This is a genomic window from Kribbella shirazensis (assembly GCF_011761605.1).
In the GTDB taxonomy this organism is placed as follows: domain Bacteria; phylum Actinomycetota; class Actinomycetes; order Propionibacteriales; family Kribbellaceae; genus Kribbella; species Kribbella shirazensis.
Genome location: NZ_JAASRO010000001.1, coordinates 5,782,992 through 5,805,627, shown reverse-complemented (window position 1 = coordinate 5,805,627; position 22,636 = coordinate 5,782,992). Strand labels below are relative to the sequence as shown.

Sequence of the window (22,636 nt, the reverse complement as noted above, 5' to 3'; positions counted from 1 at the left end):
GCTGGTTGGATGCCGGACTGGACCAGAAAGTTCGGCGATGGAGTTCACCGCAGGAAGAGGGGCAGCATCGGGTCGACGAGGTGTGTCAGGGTGGCGAGCGTGACCTCGCGCGGTGGGTTGGTCAGGGCGGTCACGCGGACCACCCGGCGGCCCTGGCGGAAGACGAGCTCGCCTGATTCCGGAAGGTAGTAGCCGGGCTGACCGATCGGTGCGAGCCGCGGCGGCGGGACCCGCTGCGCTTCTGGGATCGACGCCTGGTCGAAGGCCTCGACGATCGCCACCGTCGCGTCGAACGTCCCCCAGATGCAGGTCAGCGCGCCCTTCACCCGGTAGTCCCTCCGCAGCTGGACGTGCAACCGGACGAACCGCTCCGCCACCGAGTTCGACAGCTGGCACGTCTCGTCCGTCTGCCGCGCAGGGCGCAGATTCCTCGGTACGGCGTCCCGCGCGGCCACCGCGACCGCTACGGCCTTCGCCCGGTCGATCCCGCTCGCCGTACCGCGGCCGAGCCCGCCCAGCGGTGTGACCCGGACCGCGCGATCGCCGGCGTGGAACACGAGCCGGGAGTCGGCGATCAGTGCGTCGGGCCCGAGTTCCGGTACCGATCCGACGGCTCCGGCGCCGCGCATGAGCCGGCTGAGCGAGTCCGGCTGGCTCGGCAGCGCGCTCACGCCGATCGTGACCGCCCGGCCGCCGACGAGGAGTGTGCACAGGTCCAGCGCCGGCAGGCCGCCGTCGTTCCAGGAGTTGGGTTTCGCGGTGACGGGGACCCGGAGTTCGGCGGTCAGCCGGCGCGTGATCGCCGTACACACCTGCGGTCCGGGTGCTCCCGCCGTACCGTCGAGGCCTTCGGCCTGTGGGGGAGCGACCGCGGTGGGGACGATCGTGGAGGGCCGCACGGGGTCCGGCGCAGTGCCGTTCGCGCGCTGGGCGACTGTGCACCCGCTGGCACCCAGGAGGAGGACGAGCGTGCCCACCAGCGTCCTCCGCTGCATGCAAGCCACCTCCTCACTGGCTCCAGCATGGCGCGCAACCGGGCCCGGCGCAGGACGGAAGGAGCGCCTTGTCACCGGATGGTGATCCCTCTGGACTACGATCGCGTCGCCATGCTTAACAGATTCCGGCAGTTCTGGACCAAGGTGATCACGCCGATCGCCACCCTCCTGCTCAAGCTCGGCGTGAGCGCCGACGTGGTCACACTGGTGGGCACCATTGGTGTGTCCGCCGGAGCGCTGATCTTCTTCCCGCGCGGCCACCTGTGGCTGGGCGTGGTCGTCATCACCTGTTTCGTGTTCTCCGACCTGATCGACGGCCACATGGCCCGGACCTCGGGCACGTCGTCGAAGTGGGGCTCGTTCCTCGACTCGACGCTGGACCGGATCGCCGACGGCGCGGTCTACGGCGGCCTGGTGATGTACTACGCGAACTCGCAGGCCGGCGACTCGACCCTGATGGCCGCGGTGACCCTGTGGGCCCTGGTGATGGGCGCGGTGACGTCGTACGCGCGGGCGAAGGCCGAGAGCCTCGGCCTGAAGGCGAGCGGCGGTCTGGCCGAGCGCGCCGACCGGCTGGTGTTCACGCTGGTCCTCGCGTTCTTCTCCGACGTGCTGAACCTCCCGATCCTGCTGCAGATCGTGATCTGGTACGTCGCCGCGGCGAGCACGATCACCGTGGTTCAGCGCTCGCTCAATGTGCGCAAGCAGGTCCTGGCCGACCCGGGCAACGCCGGCCTCGACACGCCACCCGCCACACCGCCAACCCCACCGACAACCCCACCGGCGGAGCCGAAGAACGACTGACGATGGACGGTCTCCGGCACCGGGCGGTCGACCTGGCCTTCGCACTCGCCTGGACTCTCGTACGACGCCTGCCCGAGCGGACGGTCACGTGGCTGTTCCAGTTGGCCGCCGACCGTACCTACCGCCGCAACGGCCGCGGCGTACGGCGCCTGCGCGGAAACCTGGCCGCAGTACGCCCGGAAGCCGGCGAGACCGAGCTGGACGCGCTCACCCTCGCCGGACTGCGCTCGTACCTGCGCTACTGGCAGGAGGCGTTCCGGCTGCCGGAGTGGTCGGACGCCGAGATCGTCAGCCGGGTGCGGACCGTCAACGAGAAGCTGCTGCGGGACGCGTACGCCGCCGGAAACGGTGTCATCTGCGCGCTGCCGCACCTGGCGAACTACGACCACGCGGGCGCCTGGGCGGGCCTGACCGGGATGCCGGTGTCGACGGTGGCCGAGAGGCTGCAACCGGAGTCGCTGTTCGATCGCTTCATCGCCTACCGCAAGAAGCTCGGCATGGAGGTCCTCCCGCTCACAGGTGGTGACGGCGACGTCACCGCCGTCCTGGCGGACCGTCTGCGGGACGGCGGATTCGTCTGCCTCGTGGCCGACCGGGACCTGTCCGAGCGCGGTGTCCCCGTGACGTTCTTCGGCCGGCCGTCCCGGATGCCGGCCGGGCCCGCTGCCCTGAGTCTCAAGACCGGCGCGCCCTTGATCCCGGCGACGCTGCACTACGAAGGCCGGCACCTGGTGATCACGTTCCACGACGCGGTCGACTCCGACGGCGGGGCGGCGGTGATGACCCAGCGCTGCGCGGACGCGTTCGCCGCCGGGATCGCCGAGCACCCGCAGGACTGGCACATGCTGCAGAGGATCTTCCTGGACGAGTGACAATCGTCCCGTGAGGATCGGTGTCGTGTGCCCGTACTCGCTGGGCACGCCCGGCGGGGTGCAGAACCACGTCCGCGACCTCGCCGAGGCCCTGCTGTCGCTCGGCCACGAGGTCTCGGTGCTCGCGCCGGTCGACGACTCCGGCACCGTCCCGCCGTACGTCGTCTCGTCCGGCCGGGCCGTGGGGGTGCCGTACAACGGCTCGGTCGCGCGGGTGACGTTCGGTCCGCGGACGGCGGGCCGGGTGAAGAGCTGGCTCGCCGAGGGGGACTTCGACGTCGTCCACGTGCACGAGCCGACCACACCGAGCGCGTCGATCATCGCGCTCTGGGCCGCCGACGGGCCGTTCGTCGCGACGTTCCACACCTGGCAGGTGCGGTCCCGGGCGATGAGCGTGGCGTCGAGTCTGCTGCGCCCGGCGCTGGAGAAGATCGACGCCCGGATCGCGGTGTCCGAGAACGCCCGCTCGATGATGGTGCAGCACATCGGCGGTGAGGCGGTGGTGATCCCGAACGGCCTCTACACCGCCCGCTTCAAGGGCAGTCCTCGCCCGGAGTGGATGGGTGCGGACGGGACGATCAGTTTCCTCGGACGGTTGGACGAGCCGCGCAAGGGCCTCGGCGTACTGCTGGACGCCGTACCCGCGGTGCTGGCCGAGCGTCCGCGGCTGAAGGTGCTGGTGGCCGGATCAGGGCAGGCCGAGGAGGCGCGGCAGTCGCTACCGGCCCGGTACCACGACAACGTCCTCTTCCTCGGCGCGGTCGACGACGAGGCCCGCGCCGACATGCTCGCCGGGTCGGATCTGTACGTCGCTCCGCACCTCGGCGGGGAGAGTTTCGGCATCGTCCTGCTGGAGGCGATGGCCGCGGGCGCACCGGTGCTCGCGAGCGACCTGCCCGCGTTCCGGCAGGTGCTGGAAGGTGGACAGCTGGGGGAGTTGTTCCCGCGGGGCGACGCCGGTGAGCTCGCGGCGCGTGCCCTGCGGCTGTTGCGCCGTCCCGACGAGCGCGAGCGCCTCCGGTCCGCCGGGCTGGCCGCCGTACCGAAGTATGACTGGTCGGTCCTGCTACCTGAGATCCTGTCCGTCTACGAACTCGTCGCCCGCCGATAACGCTCGGCCAGCCGCTCGAGGTACGCCGTCAGCTCCGGGGGACCCTCCCGTACGACGAAATCCGCGTCGAGCAGGCTGAGATGCACCGCGAGGCTCTGCACGCTGTCGGATCCCGTCCGCAGCAGACACCGCTTCTCGTCGATCAGCTCGACCACTCCGACAGCAGGCGTCAATCGCTCCGCAAGAACAGCTGCGGGTACCGCGACCTCCACCGACGCCTCGTACCGCCAGGCAGCAGCCGACACCCGGCGGGACACGTACGCGGCGACATCGCCGTCCGCCGGCAAGGCTCGCGGCGGGAACCGCGGACCGGTCGGTATCCGCGGCCGCATCCGATCCGCCCGGAACGTCCGCCAGTCGTCCCTGTCCAGGTCGAAGGCGACCAGGTACCAGCGGCGACCCCAGTTCACCAGCCGGTGCGGCTCCACTCGCCGCAGCGTCTCCGAGCCGCCGTGGGCCAGGTAATCGAACCGCAGCTGCTCCCGGTCGCGACAGAGCCCGGCCAGTTGCGTCAGCAACTCTGGGTCGACCTGCGGACCCTGCTCGTCCGGCGGGACCTGCACGGTGTAACTGGCCAACGTGTTGACGCGCCGGCGCAGCCGCGACGGCAGCACCTGCTCCAGTTTGCTCAGCGCTCGCAACGACATTTCCTCTACACCGGCGATACCGGCGACCTTCCGCAGCCCGATCACGACGGCCACGGCCTCGTCGTCGTCCAGCAGCAGTGGTGGCAGCGCAGCACCCGCACCCAGCCGGTAGCCGCCCACGGAGCCGCGGGTCGCGTCCACCGGATAGCCGAGCGACCGCAGCCGCTCGACGTCACTTCGCACGGTGCGCGGGCTGACCTGCAACTTCTCGGCCAGCTCGGCACCGGTCCAGTCGCGTGGCGACTGCAGCAACGTCAGCAGCTTCAGCAGCCGCGCCGAGGTCTCGATCATGGTGGAAAGTCTGGCAGACCATTAGGAAGCTAATTCGCCTAATGACCTTCTAGCGTGAAGACATGACGAACAGCACGGAGATCCGACCCTTCCGCATCGACGTACCGCAGGCCGACCTCGACGACCTGCGGGACCGCCTCGCCCGCACCCGGTGGGCGAACGAGCTCGAGATCGACTACGCCGGCGCTGTCCAGACCGGGCCGCTGCCGCCGGAGTGGGAGTACGGCGTGCCGCTGTCCTACGTGCGGCGCCTGACGAAGCAGTGGCTGACCTCGTACGACTGGCGGAGGTGGGAGGAGCGCCTGAACTCCTACCCGCAGTTCGTGACCGAGATCGACGGCCAGAACGTGCACTTCTTCCACGTCCGGTCGGCCGACCCGGACGCGATCCCGCTGATTCTCACGCACGGCTGGCCGAACACGTCGCTCGAGTACGTCGACCTGATCGAGCCGCTCACGAACCCGAAGGACGGCGAGCAGGCGTTCCACCTGGTGATCCCGACCGTCCCGGGCTTCGGCTTCTCGGGTCACACCAGGGACCGCGGCTGGAACAGGTACCGGGTCGCGGCGGCCTGGGCCGAGCTGATGCGCCGCCTCGGTTACGAGCGGTACGGCGCTCACGGCAACGACGGCGGGTCCTACGTGTCTCCGGAGGTCGGCCGGGTCGACCCGGAGCACGTGATCGGCGTCCACGTGACCCAGCTGTTCTCGTTCCCGAGCGGAGATCCGGCGGAGCTGGAGAATCTCACCGAGGAGGAGCAGGGATACCTGCAGTTCCTGCAGTTCTTCAACGAGAACCTGGGTGCGTACGCGAAGCTGCAGGAGCAGGCGCCGCAGAACATCGCGCATGCACTGGCCGACTCACCGACCGGTCAGCTCGCCTGGGTGGCGCAGTTGCTCAGTGGCTGCAGCGACGAGCACGTGCTGACCAACGCGACGATCTACTGGCTGACGAACACCGGTGCGTCCTCTGCGCGGTTCTACTACGAGGACAAGCACGCAGATCACCCGAAGGAGCCGACCACCGTGCCGACCGGGCTGGCGAGCTTCGCGTTCGACTTCCGTCCGCTCCGCCGCTTCGCCGAGCGGGATCACGCCAACATCGTCTCCTGGCACGAGTTCGACCGCGGCAGCCACTGGGCCACCCAGGACGCCCCGGACCTCCTGGCGGGTGACCTCCGCGAGTTCTTCGCCGGCCTCACGTGAGTTCCGCGACGGCGCGGACAGTGGTCAGGGTCGCGTAGCCGTCGGTGAGGAGAGCCAGGTCCGTGCCTTCGTCGGCCCGGGCCCGGTTCTCCTCGACCGACGTACGGACGAAGTCCTGACCGGCCTCAGCCACCGCCATCTGCACCTGACCAAACGTGGCGAGTACGGCGGTCTGCAGCCCTTTGACCTCGTCCGCCGGTCGATCCGGCACGTTCAGATTGAGCACGAATCCGGCTTGCAGTTCTTGAAGCCTCGGTAGCAGTTCCCGGACGTACTGTGCTGCCGACGACCAGTGATGAGCCTCGTCGCCGGCGGCGTCGAGCACCTGCAACGCGTTGCCGCCACGCTCAGCGCTCAGCGGTGACAGCACATCCAGCGACGCAGCCAGCGCAGGCATGCCGTACGCCGCCGCGGTGAAGGCAGCCCCGCAGGTCCCGGAGTGCAGGATCGCCCGCCCGGCGTTCGCGCCTCGGTTGATCCCTGACAGCACGAGATCCGGCGCGGGACCGAAGGTGTCGAGGGTGGCCAGCACCACGATGTACGCCGGCGAGGCGGCGACGCCGTACGCTCGGATGCCGTCGAAGTCCTTGCGGGTGATCGCCACCCGGCCGTCGTCGGTGTAGGCGCTCAGGGCCGCGCTCACACCGCTGGCTTCCTCGGACGGCGCCGCCACGACGACGTCGAGACCCTGCTCGACCGCGGCGCGGGCGAGCGCGCGGATGCCGGGGGAGTCGATGCCGTCGTCGTTGGTGATCAGGACGCGTTGATTCACGACGACTCCAAGGGTTCGAGCTCGACGAGCTTGACCAGTTCCGCGATCGCGTCCGCCCGCCCGGCGCCCAGTCCGTGCTGGGTGACGTTCAGGGTGCCGGCCGCGGCACCGGTACGGATGGCGTCCTTCAGATCTCCGCCCTGGGCGAGTACGGCGACCACGCCGGCCGTCATCGAGTCGCCGGCTCCGTGCTCGTCCCGCACGGTGAGTTTGGGGATGCGGACCTGGTACGCGCCGTCGTCCATCAGCGCGATCGCGGGCTTCTCCGCCCGGCTGACCACCACCGTCGCGGCTCCACGGTCCCGTAGCAGCTGGGCCGCCTTGACGATCGACGCCTCGTCGTTCTTGTCGGCCAGCTCGTCGTCAGCCAGTTCCTCGTCGCTGACCTTGATGAAGGCGGGCTTCGCTTCCAGTAAGGCGTTCAGGTGCTCGCCGGCGAGGTCGGCGGCGATCGCCGTACCGTTGCGCTGCAGGTCACCGCCGAGACGGGAGTAGAAGTCCGGCGGGACCAGGGACGGATCCGCCGCACCGCTCAGCAGGCAGATGCTTGCCTTGAGCCCCTCGGCCAGCGCCAGCGCGTACAACTCGTCGCCGTCGTGGCGGCCGAGCGGGGACCCCGGGTTCTCGGCGACCACGTGGCGCTCGTCGTCGCGGCGCTCCTGGACGTACCAACCACTGTCGGCGTGGCGGCGGACCGCCTTGAGCTCCAGCCCTTCGTCGTCGAACAGGGAGATCAGGACGCGCCCGACCTCACCTTTGCCGAGCAAGGCGCAGAACGTCACCGGCACGTTCAGGGCGGTGATCATCCGGGCCTGCCAGAGGCCCTGGCCACCGGCGTGCAGGTGCAGCTCGGGCTCGTCGCTCACCTGTTCGACCATCACGGTCAGCTGCGGCAGCGGCGCGAACACCATCACACCCTTGCCCATCAGCACTCCTTTCCGGGGATCTCCCGGTACCCAGAGTGAGGGGAGTCAGCCGCGGCGGGACCGGAAGGCGTCGAGCAGGGCGCTCCGGGCGTCGGTCGCGATGGAGTCTCCGGGGAGCTCGGCCAGCGATTCGCTCGTCCGGCGCATCTGGTCGAGGTAGCGCTCGCAGCCGTCGCACAGCGCGAGATGGTCGACGAAGTCCTGCTCGGCTTGGGCGTCCATCGAGCCCTCGAGGTACGACGTGACCAGTTCGACGAATTCCCGGCAGTCAAGATCGCTCACGGTAGTACTCCTCCAGTTTGCCGCGTAGGAACGCCCGCGCCCGGTGCAGCAGCACCCGTTGGTTCGCGGCCGTGATCCCGAGCAGTTCGCACACTTCGTCGTACGGGCGTCCCTCGACATCACGCAGTACGACGACCAACCGCTGGCGCTCGGGCAGTTCGGCCAAGGCCTTGGCGAGCCGGTCCCGGACTTCACCGCTCAGCAGGCCCTGCTCCGGCGACGGCCAAGCCGGCGGGAAGTCCCACCAGTGGCCGGGGAACGGATCGCCGGCCGGGCGGAAGCGGCTCGGGTCGACGGTCGGGCCGGAGTCGTCGACGCTGCTCATCGGGACGACTTTGTGTTCGCGGGTCCCGCGCCGCTTGGCAGTGTTGGTGAGGATCCGGTACACCCAGGTCTTCAGCGACGACCGCCCCTCGAACCGCTCGATGCCCTCGATCACCGCGAGCCAGGTCTCCTGCACCACCTCCGCGGCCGACTCCTCGGTCGACACGAACGATCGCGCCACCCGCAGCATCCCGCCCGACCACCCGTCCAGCAGCAGCGCGAACGTGTCGTCGTCCCCGCTCCGCAACCGCTCGGCGAGTACGTCGTCAGCCGGCAACCCAGCCATTGGCTCAGCGTAGTGGAGCACGATGCCGGGCCCAGACGAGTGCGGCGCCGGCGAGTGCGACCGCGCCGGTGAGCATCCACCCGGACACGTACACGCCGTACTGCTTGCTCACGGCACCGAACACCAGCGCGAACGGCGTGAACACCAGCCACGACACCGCACCGACCCCGGACACCACCCCGGTCCGGATCGTCGACGGAACGGCGTCGTGCATCAGCCGGCCGACGTGGATCCCGATCACCACGAGCAGGAACGTGAGCGCGACCATCGCGACCGTCAACGCACCCAGGTCGCGGCTGCTCGTCAGCGTCAGGCAGGACGCGAGCATCACCAGCACGACGACCGCCACCGGGATCGGCCGATCGAGGCGGAGCCGGCCCGCCAGCAACCCGCCGACACCGAGAGTCGCGACCAGCAATGCCCAGAACGGTCCGTAGAACACCGCCGACGCCTCGAGCGTGATCAGCCACAACGGCCCGAACTCGAACATCGCCTGCAGGATCATCGCCGCCATGATCGACGCCGCAGCGATCGGGACGAGCCGCCCGCGATGCGTGATCGCGCGGTAGGTGACCGACAGGTGCACCCGCAACGAGGTCCGCTCACTGGCCTGGTGCAGCCGTGGCTCGCAGAAGCGGCTCAGCGCGACCAGGTAGAACACGACGAACGGCAGCGTCAGGAAGTACGTCGCCCGCGTCGACAACAGCGAGGCGAGCCATCCGCCGGCCAACGCGCTCGCCACCAGTGCCACGCTCTCGACGAACCGGACCCGGCCGATCTCGCGTTCGTACGCTTCGCTGTCCCCGGTCTCCTCGAGCACCACGTCGTACACGACCGCCTCGATCGTGCCGGAGTACATCGCGAAGTAGAGGCCGAAGAGCAGCGCGGCGACGATGTACGTCGGGACGTTCCAGCTCACCGCGCCGACGAACACGCTCAGCATCATTGCCACGCCCGCGAGCATCAGAACGCCACGCCGCGACCACCGGTCCGCGAGGATGCCCGAGGCCACCTCGGCCGGCGGGATGAGCGCGGCGTACGCGGCGACCATCAGCCCGACCGTCGCCGCGTCGAACCCGATCTCGCTCATGAACAACTTCTCCACCGGCACCCACAGCGCGAACCCCTGGAGAAACGTCCCGACCCACAACGGCACCAATCGCCGACCGAGCGCCGACCGCCGAGCGAGAGCCGACCGCCGACCGGGGGCTGCTCGACGCACCGGCGCCGCCGCCCCCTCATTCACCCTCGAGCGCAGCGCGGGGCACTCGTGAGGCTCAACTGCGGTGGTGGTGTTCGACATGACGACCTCTGCAGGGCTCGGGTGATCCGTTCAGCCCTGCAGTGTCATGAGCCGCGAGAGTGTTACATGAGCTTGGCGGCCGTCGCGTTGATCTGCTCCAGGTCGCCCGGCGTCGGATGCCAGGGGAGCTGGAGCGGGTCGTCCTGGTAGCGCGGGATAACGTGCAGATGGGTATGGAACACCGACTGCCAGGCAGCAGCGCCGATGCAGCTGAGCAGGTTCGCACCGTCCGCGTCGAGGCGCTCGATCACGCGGCCGACGAGTGACTGGGCGAGCAGGGTCGCGGCGGTGAGGTCGTCGGCGGACGCCTCGCGCAGGTCCGTGGAGTGGGTGCGGGGAATCACCAGCAGGTGGCCCGTGGTCGCCGGGTTGATGTCCATGAAGGCGATCGCCCCGTCGGTCTCCGCGACCCGGGTGGAGGGGATGTCGCCGGCCACGATTCCGCAGAAGATGCAGTTCTCGCTCATCGGGACAGGCTATACACTGCGCGAGCCGATTCCTGCCCGATCCTTGCCGCCACTAGGAGCCCGATGCCGGACGAACTCCTGCGCCCGACCGTGGGCGCCGGCGTGAACATGTCGGTGCGCCCCTGGCGCCTGATGTCCCAGACGTACGTCGCGTTCTTCGGCGGCGTCCTGGCCGCCACGACGGTCGCCTACCTGAACGCGGGCCGCCTCGGCGTCGACGCCGCCAAGCGCCGGCTGATCCTGCTCGCCGGGCTCGCCGGCCTGCTCGTGGTGATCGGCGTGTTCGTCCTGCTGTACGACGGGTCCGGCGACACGTCGGCGCTGCGGGTCGCCATCCGCGTGGTGGCGGTGCTGTGCTGCCTGGTGCAGCTCCGGCTGCAGCGTCCGATGGACCGTGCGTTCCAGTTGCGCGGCGCGGACTACGGATCCCTGTGGGGCGTGGGGATCGCGGTGACGATCGGCGGCGCGATCGCCGAGGTCCTGATCCTCCTCCTGGTGACGGTGGTGCTGTGAGCGAACCAAGTGAGGCCCGGCTGCAAATGGCCGCGCACTGGCTACAGATCGGCCGTCCGGAGCGGGTTCTCGACGAACTCCAGGGCTTGTCCGGGGACGCGGCGGTCGACTACCGCGCGTACCTGTTCCGCGGCGCCGCTCTGCACACGCTGGACCGCAACGCCGAGGCGGTCGACGTACTGCGGGACGGTCTGGCGCTCCACGGCCCGTTCCCGGCGATGCTGCACGTTCTGGGTGCGTCACTGCGCTCCGAAGGCCGGCTGCCGGAGGCCGAGGCGGCCTTCCTGCAGGGGCTGAGCCTCGACCCGAACGATCCGGACCTGCTGATCGGCTACGCGCACGTCTGCCTGGCCGCTGGACAGGCCGAGAAGGCAAGTGCCCTGGTCGAGCGCGCCGCGTCCCAGGCGCCGGAGAGCGCTGCCGTCTCGGCGGCCCGGGCGCAGGTGGCGTTTGCGCTCGGCAAGGACCGGGACATGCACCGTCACAGCACCGAGGCGCTGGCCCACGACCCCGAGGACCCGCACGCGCGGGCGTTGCACGGTACGGCGTCGATGCTCACCGGCGACGCGCGCGGCGGGTACGACTCGCTCCGCTCCGCCGCCGCGTCGCAACCGGGCGACGAGGACCTGCGCGCGGCCGCCCGCGAGGCGAAGCTCTACAACCATCCGCTGATGGTGCCGCTGCGCCCGTTCGCCCGGGTCAACCCGTTGGTGGTGTGGATCGGCGCGGTCGCGGTCATCTACGGCCTCCGCGCAGCCGGCCTGGGACCGCTGTCGTTCGCGTTCGCGATGTTCTGGCTCGGGTACTGCGTGTACTCCTGGGTGATCCCACCACTCGTACGCCGCTGGACCAACCGGAAATGGGGCTCATGAGTAACGACCGGATCGAGGCCCTGCGCAAGGCGGTCGACGCGAACCCGGACGACGTACTGCTGCGGCTCGTGCTCGCGGAGTCGCTGATCTCGGCCGGCCAGACCGAGGAGGCGCTCGACCAGTACGTCGTCCTGCTGGATCAGCAGGGACTACCGGACGACCAGTTCGTGCCGGTGGGGGAGCTGGCCGCGGCCAACGGGCGGCTCGCGCTCCTGCGGAACCTGCTCGAAGCGGCTCGCCTGCGGGGCGTGGTCGAGGGGACCGGCCGGCTGCAGCAGCTCGTCGACGGCATGATCGCCGAGCGCAGCGGCGTCCGGATCAAGGTCGGTCCGGAGGCGGAGTCGGAGTACGACGTCGCGGACGCCGTCAAGGAGACGACGACGTTCGACCAGGTCGGCGGGATGGAGGAGATCAAGCGGGTCATCCACCGGATGGTGATCCTCCCGCAGAGCAGGCCGGAGCTGTACGAGAAGTACGGGCGGAAGTCCGGCGGCGGCGTGATGCTCTACGGACCGCCCGGGTGCGGCAAGACGCTGCTCGCGCGGGCGACCGCGGGGGAGTGCGGGCTGCCGTTCATCAACGTCCGGATCGAGGACGTGATGGACCCGTACCTCGGGGTGTCGGAGCGCAATCTCCACACCGCGTTCGAGCGCGCCCGCGCCAACGGCCCGTGCGTGCTGTTCCTGGACGAGCTGGACGCACTGGCGTTCGCGCGGCACAAGCACGGCGGGTCCGAGGCGCGGCGGCTGGTCGACGTACTGCTGCAGGAGCTCGACGCGATCGGCTCAGAGAACGACGGCCTGCTCGTGCTGGCAGCGACCAACGCGCCGTGGGACGTGGACGAGGCGATGCTTCGCCCGGGCCGCTTCGACCGGGTGATCTTCGTGCCGCCGCCGGACGAGCCGGCCCGCGCCGACATCCTCACCGTGCTGACGAGGGACGTCCCGGCCGACGGTCTGGACCTGAAGGCACTCGCGGGGCAGACGGCGATGTTCAGCGGCGCGGACCTGCGGGCGCTGATCGAGCGCGGCGTGGACAAGGTGATCGACGAGGCGCTGTCCAGTGGCGGCGAGCCCCCGCTCGCGATGCGGCACCTCACCGACGCCCTCGCCGCGGTGAAGCCGTCGACCCTCGACTGGCTCCACCGCGTCCGCTCGTACATCGAGTTCGCCAACCAGAGCGAGCGCTACGACGACGTGGCGGCGTACCTGAAGTCCCGCGACGTCCGCCGCCGCCTCAACAAGCCCTAGGGCATGTCTCAATCCCACGCCTACTGCGCGGCACTCGGCGGGCACCTGCTCGCTACGGCGTGGGATTGAGAGACATACCCTAGGCCAGTTTCGCCGCGACGGAGTCCGGCATCGGTTCGTAGCGGGAGAACTCGCGGCTGAACGTCGCCGCGCCGTGGCTCAGTGAGCGCAGGTCGATGGTGTAGCGGGTGATCTCCACCTGCGGTACTTCGGCCTTGACCAGCGTCCTGTTCTCGCCGACCTTGTCCGTACCGAGCAGTCGCCCGCGGCGCCCGGACAGATCGCTCATCACCGCGCCGACCAGCTCGTCGGGGATCAGGACCGAGACCAGGTCCACGGGTTCGAGCATCGAGACCCGGGCCGCGGCCGCGGCCTCCCGCAGCGCGAGGCCGCCGGCCATCTGGAACGCCATGTCGGACGAGTCGACGCTGTGCGCCTTCCCGTCCAGGAGCGTGACCCGGATGTCGACCATCGGGTACCCGGCCGCGACGCCCTTCTCCATCTGCGCCCGGACGCCCTTCTCCACGCTCGGGATGAACTGCCGCGGCACCGCCCCACCGACCACCTTGTCGACGAACTCGAACCCCGACCCCTCCGGCAGCGGCTCGACCTCGATATCGCACACGGCGTACTGCCCGTGCCCACCGGACTGCTTCACGTGCCGCCCGTGGCCCTTGGCCGACCCGCCGAACGTCTCCCGCAGCGGCACCCGCAGCTCGACGGTGTCCACGGTCACGCCGTACCTGTTCGCCAGAGCATCCAGTACGACGTCCGAGTGCGCCTCGCCCATGCACCACAGCACGATCTGGTGGGTCTCCGGGTTCTGCTCGATCCGCAGCGTCGGGTCCTCCGCCGCGAGCCGCTGCAGGCCGACGCCGAGCTTGTCCTCGTCGGTCTTCGCATGCGCCTGGACGGCGATCGGCAGCAGCGGTTCCGGCATGTTCCACGGTTTGAGCAGCAGCGGATCCGCCTTGCCGGACAGCGTGTCACCGGTCTCCGCCCGGGTCAGCCGGCCGATCGCGCACAGGTCGCCGGCGACCACCTGGCCGGCCGGCCGCTGCGTCTTGCCGAGCGGGAACGACAGCGTGCCGATCCGCTCGTCCTCGTCGTGGTCCTCGTGCCCGTGCGACGTGCCGTTGTGATCACCGAAGAACGACGTGAAATGGCCCGACACGTGAACCGTCGCGTCGGGCCTGATGGTGCCGGAGAACACCCGGACCAGGCTGACCCTGCCGACGTACGGGTCCGACGTCGTCTTCACCACCTCGGCGAGCAGCGGTCCGCCGGGGTCGCAGACCAGGCCCTTGCGGGCGACCCCGTGCGGGGTGAACACGTCCGGGATGGTGTGCTCGGGCGGCGACGGGAAGCCGCTGCTGATCACCTCGAGCAGTTCGAGCGTGCCGACCCCCGAGGCGCTGCAGACCGGGATCACCGGGAAGAACGAGCCGCGGGCGACGGCGCGTTCGAGGTCCTCGATCAGCACCTTCTGGTCGATGTCCTCGCCGCCGAGATAGCGGTCCATCAGCGACTCGTCCTCGGACTCCTCGATGATGCCCTCGATCAGCGTGCCGCGCAGTTCCTCGATCTGGTCGCCGTACGACGGGTCGGGCGCGGACGTGGAACGCTTGCCGCCGGCGTACTCGTAGTACGACTGGGACAGCAGCCCGATCAGCCCGTCACCGGCGGGCAGGTAGAGCGGCAGCACCTTGTCGCCGAAGGCGGCCTGCGCGGTGGCGAGCGCGTTCTGGTAGTTCGCCCGGGCGTGGTCGAGCTTGGTGATCACGACGGCCCGCGGCATCCCGACCTCGTCGCACTCCTGCCAGAGGGTCCGGGTCGGTTCGTCGACGCCCTCGCTCGCCGAGATCACGAACAGCGCGCAGTCCGCGGCGCGCAGGCCGGCCCGCAGCTCACCGACGAAGTCGGCGTACCCCGGGGTGTCGATCAGGTTCACCTTGACCTTGCCGTCGACGCCTTCGTGGGGCAGCGAGGCGAGGGACAGGCCCACCGAGCGCTGCTGCCGGATCTCGGCGTCGTCGTAGTCGCACACCGTGGTTCCGTCGACGACGGTGCCGGGTCTGTTCAGGACTCCGGAGGCCACCAGCAGGGCCTCGACGAGGGTGGTCTTGCCGGCGCCCGACGGACCGACCAGGACCACGTTGCGGATGGCGGCCGGGCTGTCCACAGCTGGCGCGGCTCCGGTGCCTTGGGAAGTGTTCGTCTTGTCTGCCATGACGTTCCTCCTGGTCCACCCACCATTCCGCTAACCGACACTTCGCACAAGAGTCTTCACCGCGCGGATTCGTGTCGGGCCCGCCCGGGCCGGACCCCGGCGATGGATAAGGTCGCGAGCATGCGTAGGGCACTCGGGGTCGTCGTCAGCACGCTGGTCGCCGTTCTGGCGCTGGCCGGTTTCGCGGTACCGGCGAGCGCCGGTCCGGTGGAGGCCGGTGACGAGATCAGGAACTTCACGATCGAGTACACGGTGTCCGAGGACGGCGTGCTGCACGTGGTGGAGACGATCGACTACCACTTCGGGAGCACCGGGCGGCACGGGATCTACCGGGACCTGGTGACCCGCGAGCCGTACAAGGACGACGACTCGAAGGACCAGGAGTACCAGGTCTCGAACATCGAGGTGTCATCACCGTCGGGCGCTCCGGACGAGTTCACCGAGAAGACCTACGAGGGCAACAACGGCCGGTACGGCGAGCTGCAGATCAGGATCGGATCGGCCAGCGAGACGGTCTCCGGTACCGAGGCGACGTACAAGATCTCGTACGACGTCCGCGGCGCGCTGCGGCACTTCGACGACCACAGTGAGCTGTACTGGGACGCGACCGGCAGCGCCTGGAGCGCGGAGATCAAGCGGGTCGATATCCGCGTCAGCGTGCCCGGCGGGGTCCAGAAGACCGAGTGCTTCCAGGGGCGGACCGGATCGACGGAGCAGTGCACGAGCAGGGTCAGCGGTGAGCAGGGCGTGTTCGGCGGCACCAACCTCGCGGCCGGCGAAGGGATGACGATCGTCGCCGGGATCCCCGCGGGCGCCGTACAGAACGACACGCCGATCGTCGTCGACCCGCCGAGCTGGCTGAAGCGCAACGGGCTGTCCTGGCTGCAGCTGATCGGGTCCGGGCTCGTCACCGCGGCCGCGATCGTGATCGCCGCGCTGTACGCGAAGCTCGGCAACAAGGACCAGCGGTACGCCGGGATGCCGCCGGGCACTTTCCCGCCGGACGGGGTCGCCGCCCCGCCGGTGAAGGACGAGCTCGCCGAGGACCAGATCCCGGTCGCGTTCGCGCCGCCGCGGATCCCGGTCGGCGAGGGCGGTCTGCTGATCGACGCGAAGGCCACCACGGTGGAGACCGCGGCCACGCTGATCGAGTTGGCGGTCCGCGGTGCTGTCCGGATCGACAACACGGGCGAGCACCAGGAGGTCGTGCTGCTGAACCCGGCGGCGGCGACCGCACCACACGAGCAGGCCCTGTTGTCCGGGATCTTCCCGAACCTCCTCGTGGGGCTGCACGTGCGGCTCAAGCGCGGCGAGGTGGGCGAGCGCAAACTGCGCAACGCCCACGACGCGATGCTCAAGGCGCTCCGCGAGCAGGTGAAGCAGCGCCAGTGGTACCTGCGGATGCCGCGGGCCGGCGGCGGCTCGGCGTTCAAGAACGGCTTCGGCTGCGCGTGTATGGCGATGATCGGGATCTGGGTGGTCGGCGCCGGGCTGATGGGGACCGTGATCAGCGCCGCGACCGGCGGGCTCGGCCGGGCGGTCGTCGTGGCAGTGCCGGTGATCGCCGTGATCGTTGCCATCGGCATCTGGATCGGGATCCGTGGCCGCGGGCAACGGAACCCGGCCGGCCGGGCGGTGGCCGACCAGCTGATCGGGTTCCGGAAGTACCTGGCCACCGCCGAGGCGGACCAGTTGCGCTTCGAGGAGGGCGAGGACATCTTCTCGAAGTACCTGCCCTGGGCGATCGCCTTCGGCCTCGCCGACCGCTGGCAGAAGGTGTGCGAGCAGCTCGTCGCCGCCGGCCGGCTGACCCCCGACCCGGTCTGGTACTACGGCCCGTCGTACTACACCTCCGGCTGGACGGCGGGCGCCGTCAGTTCGACGGTCGCGAGCAGCTTCGACCCGCCGCCGACGCCGTCCAGCTCCGGCGGGGGCGGCGGCAGCTCGTCCGGCTTCAGCGGCGGATCCTCCGGCGGTGGAGGCGGTGGCGGGGGCGGTGGCAGCTGGTAGTGGCCTCCGGCCCCAGTACTGTCCCGCTATGCCGCGGGGGATCAGGATCGTCGTCAGCACGTTGTTCGCCGTCGTCGCGCTGGCCGGTGCCGCAGTGCCGACCACGGCAGCGGACGGTGACGAGATCACGGACTTCGCGATCGAGTACACGGTGTCCGAGGACGGCGTACTGCACGTCGAGGAGACCATCGACTACACGTTCGGCAGCAGTGGCCGGCACGGCATCTACCGCGACCTGGTCGTCCGCGAGCCGTACAAGGACGACATCTCGAAGGACCAGAAGTACGAGGTGTCCAACATCTCGGTGTGGAGCCCGGACGCGTCGGACGCCTGGACGAGCGAGACGACCAAGCGCAACGACGGCCGGGACGCGGTGCTGCGGATCAAGATCGGCTCCGAGAACCGGACGATCTACTCCGAGGACGCGAAGTACGTCATCAAGTACGACGTCCGCGGGGCGCTGCGCCACTTCGGGGACCACACTGAGCTCTACTGGGACGCGACAGGCTCGGACTGGGACGCCACGATCAAGAAGGTGACCGTGCAGGTCACGGTGCCGCAGGGCGTGCAACGGGTCGACTGCTACAGCGGCCTGGCCGGCTCGACCACCCCCTGTGAGAGCAAGTCGCTGACGGCCGGCCAGGCGCATTTCGGCGCGTCGAGGCTGCTTCGTCAGGAGCAGTTGACGGTCGTCGCCGGGATCAAGGCCGGCGCCGTGCGGAACGACACTCCGATCGTGGTCGACCCGCCGGGCGCGATCGAGCGCGCCGGGCTGTCCTGGCTCGGGATCGCTGTCTCGGTCCTGGTGACCGCGGGCGCGGCCGGACTCGGCGTCCTCCACCACCGGAAGGCCGGTCGCGACCAGCGGTACGCCGACCTGCCGCCGGGGACCGCACCGCCTGAGGGAGCTACGGCCCGGATCGGCAAGGACGGGCTGACCACCGACCAGATCCCGGTCGTCTTCGCGCCGCCCAGGATCCCGGTCGCCGAGGGCGGTCTGCTGATCGACGGACGGGCGACGAACCGTGAGGTCGCGGCCACCATGATCGATCTGGCGGTTCGGGGCGCGCTGCGGATCGAGAACAGCGGCGACGGCCCGCGGAAGGCGGTCCTGGTGGCCCCCGCGGTCGCGACCGAGCCGCACGAGGAGGCGCTGCTCAAAGGCCTGTTCCCGGAGTTGCAGCCCGGCGACGAGCGGCTGCTGCAGGCAGCCGCGATTGGCGACTACTCGCTGGTCCGCGGTGCGGAGGCGACGATCGCCGCCGTGCAGAAGCAGGTCCGGGCGCGCAACTGGTACGTCAGGATGCCGCACGCGGCGGGTGGTACCGAGGGGGACATGTCGTTCGCCTTCGGCTGGCTGATCGCGATCGCGATCGTCGTCGTCGGCATCGGTGTGGCACAGATCGGCTCGGGCCCGTTCACGTCGGGCCGGTTCCTGGTCATCGCCGGGCCTGTGGTCGCCCTTCTGGTCCTGGTGTGGAGCTGGGTGTCCAAGCAGCGGCAGGGGCGGCGGACAGCGGCCGGACGGGCCGTGACGGACCAGGTCGCCGGTTTCCGGACGTATCTCGCCACGGCCGAGGCGGAGCAGTTGCGCTTCGAGGAGGGCGAGGACATCTTCAGCAAGTACCTGCCCTGGGCGATCGTCTTCGGGCTCGCGGAGCGCTGGCAGCGGGTCTGCGGAGAACTGGTCCGCGCGGGTCGCCTGACCGCGGAGCCCGACTGGTACGCCGGGCCGTCGTACTACACGTCCGAATGGACGGCGGCGTCGTTCAGCTCGACCGTCGCCAGTACGTTCGCGGAGCCGCCCCCACCACCCCGGGATCCGTCCAGTGGTGACGGTGGCGGCAGCTCGTCAGGCTTCTCCTCCAGCTCGTCGTACTCCTCGTCCGACTCCGGCTCCTCGGGCGGTGGAGGAGGCGGCGGAGGCGGGGGCAGCTGGTAAGCCGACCGTCAGACGGTGCCGCCGGCGGCGGTGGGTTGGGTCGGGTCGGTGCCGGCGTCGCCGACGGTTTCGCGGGCGAGGAAGTCCTCGAGGTGGAAGAGGTTGTCGCCGGCGCGCTTGGCGACGTTCACCAGCGTCTTCATCGCGGCGACCTCCTCGACCTGCTCCTTGAGGAACCACTGCATGAACTGCTCACCGATGTAGTCGCTCTCGTCGCGCGCCGTGCGGGCGAGCGTCTCGATCTGCTTGGTGACGGTGATCTCCTGCGCCAGCGCGAGTTCGAGCGGCTCCAGTGCGGTCTTGAAGTCCGACTCGACCTCACCGACGGACGGGATGTGCGGACGGACGTCGTTGTCCAGCAGGTACTGCACCATCATCATCGCGTGGTTGCGCTCTTCGAGTGCCTGCTTGTAGAAGTGCGCGGCCAGCTGCGGCAGATCCTGCTCGTCGAACCAGACAGCGACCGCCACGTACTGCTGCGAGGCCGTGAATTCGTTACGGATCTGTTCCTGCAGGAGTTTCTCGTACGTGCTCATGCCGTCAATCTAACGGCCATTCGCCGGATACACACCCTTGGAGAGCCTGACCTAACCGGCTCGGTTCCGTCCCAGTTCGACCACCTCGGACCCGCCGCCGGGCAGCCCGATCCGCACCGTCGTACCGTCCACGGCCACATCGATGCCCTCGGCAAGCGCTTCCGGCCGCAACGCGTCGCGCGTCAGCAGGACCGCGTTCACCAGTACCAACGGCGCGCCGTTGTGCGGAGCGGTCAGGTACGGCGTCGCGGAGTGCGCACCGAACGCGTTCACCCCGAGGCCGCGATGCACACCCGCCTCGTCGTACCCGTACAGGCCGACGACCGCCGACACCAGACCGTCGTCGTTGCGCGCCGAGGCTGCCAGCTCGCTGACCGTTGCCTCCGGCAAAGACTCGCCCGCGACCGCGAACCCGCCGCTGCGCACGAGGGCGCCTGCCGGTCCGTCGACGAGCGCGCAGCGGATCTCCCACCCGGAGTGCACGACGGACGTGATCTCGATCGCCCACGGACCCTCGGATCCGAGCCAGGCGTTGTGCCACGAGGACGCCGTCCGGCCGTCGACACCCAGCCGCCGGATCCGGCCGCGTCCGCTCGCCGAGCCGTCGGGGGAGACGAGCGAGATCAGGTTGTCGACGTGCGGCTCGTGATCCGACAGGTCCGGCCCCGCGTGGTTGGCGTAGGCGAGCCGGTTGTAGTGCGCGTCGCCGGCCGGCTCCGGGCCCTGCGCCTCGGTCACCCGTGCGTGGTCGGCGCCGTGGTTGACCAGCTGCACAACCTGGTCGTGCCGGCTCGCGTGCACGATCCAGCCCGGCTCCGGCATCGGCCGGACCTGGTCGGCGTCGTCGAGCGGGATCGAGTCCTCGGGATCCGACCACACCGGGTGCTCCGGCGGCAGGATCAGCCCGACGAACCCCTTCGAGGCCCAGTACGGCGAACCGGGTCCGGAGTACTGCTGCGTCGCCGGCAGGAACGTGTCGTACCACCCGAGCGTCAGCACACCACGCTCGTCCGGTACGCCGTGCTGCACGAAGTGGCGTGCGATCCCGGAGCACAGCCGCCGCGTCTCGCCGGGCGTCAGCGGCGTCGAGTCGAGGAGCGCTCCCATCCAGTACGGCGCCGCGGACGCCATCCGGTAGGTGAGCGACCGGCCCTGGTAGATCGGCGCGCCGTCGTTCCCGACCAGATGCACCGCATCCGCCAGGAACAGCTTGATCCGCTCCTTGTACAGCTTCAGCCGGTCCTCGTACTGCGCTCCCGGAGTCGCGGCGGCCATGCGTGCCCACAGGCCCGGGTACAGGTGCATTGCCCAGCCGATGTAGTTGTCGAAGTTCTGCCCGTCACCGTCGGAGTACCACCCGTTGCCGACGTACCAGTCCTCGATCCGGTCGAGGCCGCCGTCGATGTCGTCCTGTGAGTACGGCGCTCCGACGGACGCGAGGAACTGCTCGCTGACGACCTGGAACAGCCGCCAGTTGTTGTCGTGCGTCGTGGAGCCGTTGAAGCCGCCGAGCCACTCCGCGACGTGCTCCTGCGCCCGCGGGTCGAGCCGGTCCCAGATCCACTCGCGGGTCTCGTGCAGGGAGACCGCGATCGCGGCGGCCTCGACCATCTGCTGCGACTTCGGGGTGAGCCGCAGCCACGCTTCGGGGTGGTCCGGGTTCGCGCCGTTCGCGACGCCGCGCGCGTACCGCTCGATCAGCTGTTCACAGCCCTTGCCCTGGACGCCGGCGATCCGGAACGCGGCGAGCATGAACGACCGCGCGAACCCTTCCAGCGCGTCGGACGCCGTACCCGACCGGCTCGGCCGGCCCGGCAGTTCGACCAGGGAGGCGCCGGGGGAGAAGTGCGGAACGAGCGAGTCGAGCAGATGATCCGCCAGCGCCTCCCAGTGCGCGCGCACCCATCCGGTCTGGCGGGACAGTTCACGGTCCGTGTCGGGCAGGATGAGGCGGTTCATGCGAGCCTTCCGAGTTCTGCTGGGCTGATGGCGTGTTCGAGGGGTTTGCCGGCGGCGAGGCGTTCGAGTTCGCTGACGGCGAGTTCGCCGAGGCGGGCGATCTCGTTGCCGACGGCGCCGGCGACGTGCGGGGTGACGAAGACGTTCGGCAGGTCGAGCAGCGGCGAGTCCGGCGGCAGCGGTTCGGGCTCGGTGACGTCGAGGATCGCGTCGATCCGGCCGGACACGCACTCGCGGAGGAGCGCGTCGGGGTCGACGATCTTGCCGCGGGCGGTGTTGATCAGCGCCGAGCCGTCCTTGAGCAGGCCGAGCAGCCGCGCGTCGACCAAGCCGACCGTCTCCGGCAGGAGCGGCGCGTGCACGCTCACGATGTCGCTGCGGCGGAAGAGCGTGTCGTTGTCGACCAGTTCCGCACCGAGCCCGGCCGCCTCGGCCGGCGTCAGGAACGGGTCGCTGATCAGGACGTCGAGGTCGAAGCCGCGCAGCCGCTCCGCGACCATCCGCCCGATTCGGGACGCTCCGAGCAGGCCGACCGTCGTACCGTAGCTCCCCGGCATCCCGTGCGGATCGGCCTTCCGGCGCTCCAGCCGGTACTGCGCCGCGAGCCGGAACGCCCGCTTCCCGGCCAGCACGATCGCCGCGACGGTGAATTCGGCCACCGGCTGCGCGTTCGCGGTCGCCGCCGACGACACCCGGATGCCGCGGTCGAACGCGCTCGGGTCCACGATCGCCTTCACCGAGCCGGCCGCGTGCAGGATCGCCTGCAGCTTCGGCGCCGCGTCCAGCACCTCCGGCCCGATCCGCGGGCAGCCCCAGCCGGTGAGCAGTACGTCGACGTCCGGCAGCGCGGCCCGGACGGCGGCGTCGGCGAGGAAACTGGTGCCGGGACCGACGGGCAGGACGGTGGCGACGGACTCCAGGCGCTGCCGGACCTGCGGTACCAGGACGCGGTCCCGGCTGCCGTCGTTCATCGCCAGCATGACCGTCAAGGCGGAATTCGGTTCAAGGCTCACGACGCCCAACTTAGCAAGCGCTTTCC

General features: G+C 70.0%; 21 protein-coding genes. 9 read left to right on the top strand and 12 right to left on the bottom strand.

Annotation, left to right across the window (positions count from 1 at the left end):
* Positions 1-44: 44 nt before the first annotated feature.
* Positions 45-995 (bottom strand): hypothetical protein, encoded by a 951-nt coding sequence (locus BJY22_RS28010; protein ID WP_238350480.1) that lies wholly within the window; start codon positions 993-995, stop codon positions 45-47.
* Positions 996-1,106: 111 nt separating this feature from the next.
* On the opposite strand from BJY22_RS28010, the gene pgsA reads away from it, so the two are divergent.
* The 3 genes from pgsA to BJY22_RS27995 are packed head-to-tail and all read left to right on the top strand — an operon-like array spanning position 1,107 to position 3,782.
* A complete protein-coding gene (gene pgsA / locus BJY22_RS28005) occupies positions 1,107-1,799 on the top strand; it encodes a phosphatidylinositol phosphate synthase (protein ID WP_167212424.1) in 693 nt (230 codons plus the stop codon).
* A gap of 2 nt (positions 1,800-1,801) precedes the next feature.
* Positions 1,802-2,671 (top strand): phosphatidylinositol mannoside acyltransferase, encoded by an 870-nt coding sequence (locus tag BJY22_RS28000; RefSeq protein ID WP_167212420.1) that lies wholly within the window; start codon positions 1,802-1,804, stop codon positions 2,669-2,671.
* Positions 2,672-2,681: 10 nt separating this feature from the next.
* A complete protein-coding gene (locus BJY22_RS27995) occupies positions 2,682-3,782 on the top strand; it encodes a glycosyltransferase (RefSeq protein WP_167212417.1) in 1,101 nt (366 codons plus the stop codon).
* On the opposite strand, the gene BJY22_RS27990 is transcribed toward BJY22_RS27995, so the two are convergent.
* Positions 3,758-4,720 (bottom strand): helix-turn-helix transcriptional regulator, encoded by a 963-nt coding sequence (locus tag BJY22_RS27990; protein ID WP_167212414.1) that lies wholly within the window; start codon positions 4,718-4,720, stop codon positions 3,758-3,760. The genes BJY22_RS27995 and BJY22_RS27990 overlap by 25 nt on opposite strands.
* A gap of 62 nt (positions 4,721-4,782) precedes the next feature.
* Between BJY22_RS27990 and BJY22_RS27985 the strand changes: the two genes are divergently transcribed.
* Positions 4,783-5,925 carry an epoxide hydrolase family protein gene (locus BJY22_RS27985; RefSeq protein WP_167212411.1) on the top strand — a complete coding sequence of 381 codons (1,143 nt, stop codon included), beginning with the start codon at positions 4,783-4,785 and terminating at the stop codon, positions 5,923-5,925.
* Here BJY22_RS27985 and surE read toward each other — a convergent pair.
* The 6 genes from surE to BJY22_RS27955 all read right to left on the bottom strand — a co-directional run bounded on the left by surE (position 5,918) and on the right by BJY22_RS27955 (position 10,285).
* Entirely contained in the window at positions 5,918-6,697 is a 780-nt protein-coding gene (surE, locus tag BJY22_RS27980; RefSeq protein ID WP_167212408.1) for a 5'/3'-nucleotidase SurE, read from the bottom strand. The two genes, BJY22_RS27985 and surE, sit on opposite strands and share 8 nt — an antisense overlap.
* Positions 6,694-7,623 carry a 1-phosphofructokinase family hexose kinase gene (locus BJY22_RS27975; protein ID WP_202891292.1) on the bottom strand — a complete coding sequence of 310 codons (930 nt, stop codon included), beginning with the start codon at positions 7,621-7,623 and terminating at the stop codon, positions 6,694-6,696. The genes surE and BJY22_RS27975 overlap by 4 nt, the downstream gene beginning before the upstream one ends.
* Before the next feature lie 45 nt (positions 7,624-7,668).
* On the bottom strand, positions 7,669-7,905 hold the full coding sequence (locus tag BJY22_RS27970; RefSeq protein ID WP_167212405.1) for a zf-HC2 domain-containing protein: 237 nt from the start codon (positions 7,903-7,905) through the stop codon (positions 7,669-7,671).
* The gene (locus BJY22_RS27965) at positions 7,892-8,515 is read right to left on the bottom strand and encodes an RNA polymerase sigma factor (RefSeq protein ID WP_167212402.1); all 624 of its coding nucleotides are present in this window, start codon (positions 8,513-8,515) and stop codon (positions 7,892-7,894) included. The genes BJY22_RS27970 and BJY22_RS27965 overlap by 14 nt, the downstream gene beginning before the upstream one ends.
* A gap of 4 nt (positions 8,516-8,519) precedes the next feature.
* On the bottom strand, positions 8,520-9,605 hold the full coding sequence (locus BJY22_RS27960; protein WP_238350479.1) for an MFS transporter: 1,086 nt from the start codon (positions 9,603-9,605) through the stop codon (positions 8,520-8,522).
* A gap of 275 nt (positions 9,606-9,880) precedes the next feature.
* Positions 9,881-10,285, bottom strand: a complete 405-nt coding sequence (locus tag BJY22_RS27955) for an HIT family protein (RefSeq protein WP_167212396.1) — start codon at positions 10,283-10,285, stop codon at positions 9,881-9,883.
* A gap of 63 nt (positions 10,286-10,348) precedes the next feature.
* On the opposite strand from BJY22_RS27955, the gene BJY22_RS27950 reads away from it, so the two are divergent.
* The 3 genes from BJY22_RS27950 to BJY22_RS27940 are packed head-to-tail and all read left to right on the top strand — an operon-like array spanning position 10,349 to position 12,920.
* Positions 10,349-10,798 carry a hypothetical protein gene (locus BJY22_RS27950; protein ID WP_167212393.1) on the top strand — a complete coding sequence of 150 codons (450 nt, stop codon included), beginning with the start codon at positions 10,349-10,351 and terminating at the stop codon, positions 10,796-10,798.
* Positions 10,795-11,670, top strand: a complete 876-nt coding sequence (locus BJY22_RS27945) for a tetratricopeptide repeat protein (protein ID WP_167212391.1) — start codon at positions 10,795-10,797, stop codon at positions 11,668-11,670. Before BJY22_RS27950 ends, BJY22_RS27945 begins: the two co-directional genes overlap by 4 nt.
* Positions 11,667-12,920, top strand: coding sequence for an ATP-binding protein (locus BJY22_RS27940; RefSeq protein ID WP_167212388.1), 1,254 nt, complete (start codon positions 11,667-11,669; stop codon positions 12,918-12,920). Before BJY22_RS27945 ends, BJY22_RS27940 begins: the two co-directional genes overlap by 4 nt.
* 79 nt (positions 12,921-12,999) lie before the next feature.
* On the opposite strand, the gene BJY22_RS27935 is transcribed toward BJY22_RS27940, so the two are convergent.
* Entirely contained in the window at positions 13,000-15,150 is a 2,151-nt protein-coding gene (locus BJY22_RS27935; protein ID WP_167212386.1) for an elongation factor G-like protein EF-G2, read from the bottom strand.
* Positions 15,151-15,270: 120 nt separating this feature from the next.
* Between BJY22_RS27935 and BJY22_RS27930 the strand changes: the two genes are divergently transcribed.
* Positions 15,271-17,160 (top strand): DUF2207 domain-containing protein, encoded by a 1,890-nt coding sequence (locus BJY22_RS27930; protein ID WP_167212383.1) that lies wholly within the window; start codon positions 15,271-15,273, stop codon positions 17,158-17,160.
* Positions 17,161-17,188: 28 nt separating this feature from the next.
* On the top strand, positions 17,189-19,102 hold the full coding sequence (locus BJY22_RS27925) for a DUF2207 domain-containing protein (protein ID WP_167212380.1): 1,914 nt from the start codon (positions 17,189-17,191) through the stop codon (positions 19,100-19,102).
* Between the two features lie 8 nt (positions 19,103-19,110).
* Here the strand turns inward: BJY22_RS27925 and BJY22_RS27920 are convergent, their stop codons facing one another.
* Genes BJY22_RS27920 through BJY22_RS27910 form a run of 3 tightly spaced genes read right to left on the bottom strand, consistent with a single transcriptional unit; the run spans position 19,111 to position 22,610 of the window.
* A complete protein-coding gene (locus BJY22_RS27920) occupies positions 19,111-19,638 on the bottom strand; it encodes a ferritin (protein WP_167212377.1) in 528 nt (175 codons plus the stop codon).
* A gap of 51 nt (positions 19,639-19,689) precedes the next feature.
* Entirely contained in the window at positions 19,690-21,597 is a 1,908-nt protein-coding gene (locus tag BJY22_RS27915) for a DUF2264 domain-containing protein (protein ID WP_167212373.1), read from the bottom strand.
* Positions 21,594-22,610 carry a hydroxyacid dehydrogenase gene (locus BJY22_RS27910; protein WP_337759255.1) on the bottom strand — a complete coding sequence of 339 codons (1,017 nt, stop codon included), beginning with the start codon at positions 22,608-22,610 and terminating at the stop codon, positions 21,594-21,596. Before BJY22_RS27910 ends, BJY22_RS27915 begins: the two co-directional genes overlap by 4 nt.
* Positions 22,611-22,636: the final 26 nt, after the last annotated feature.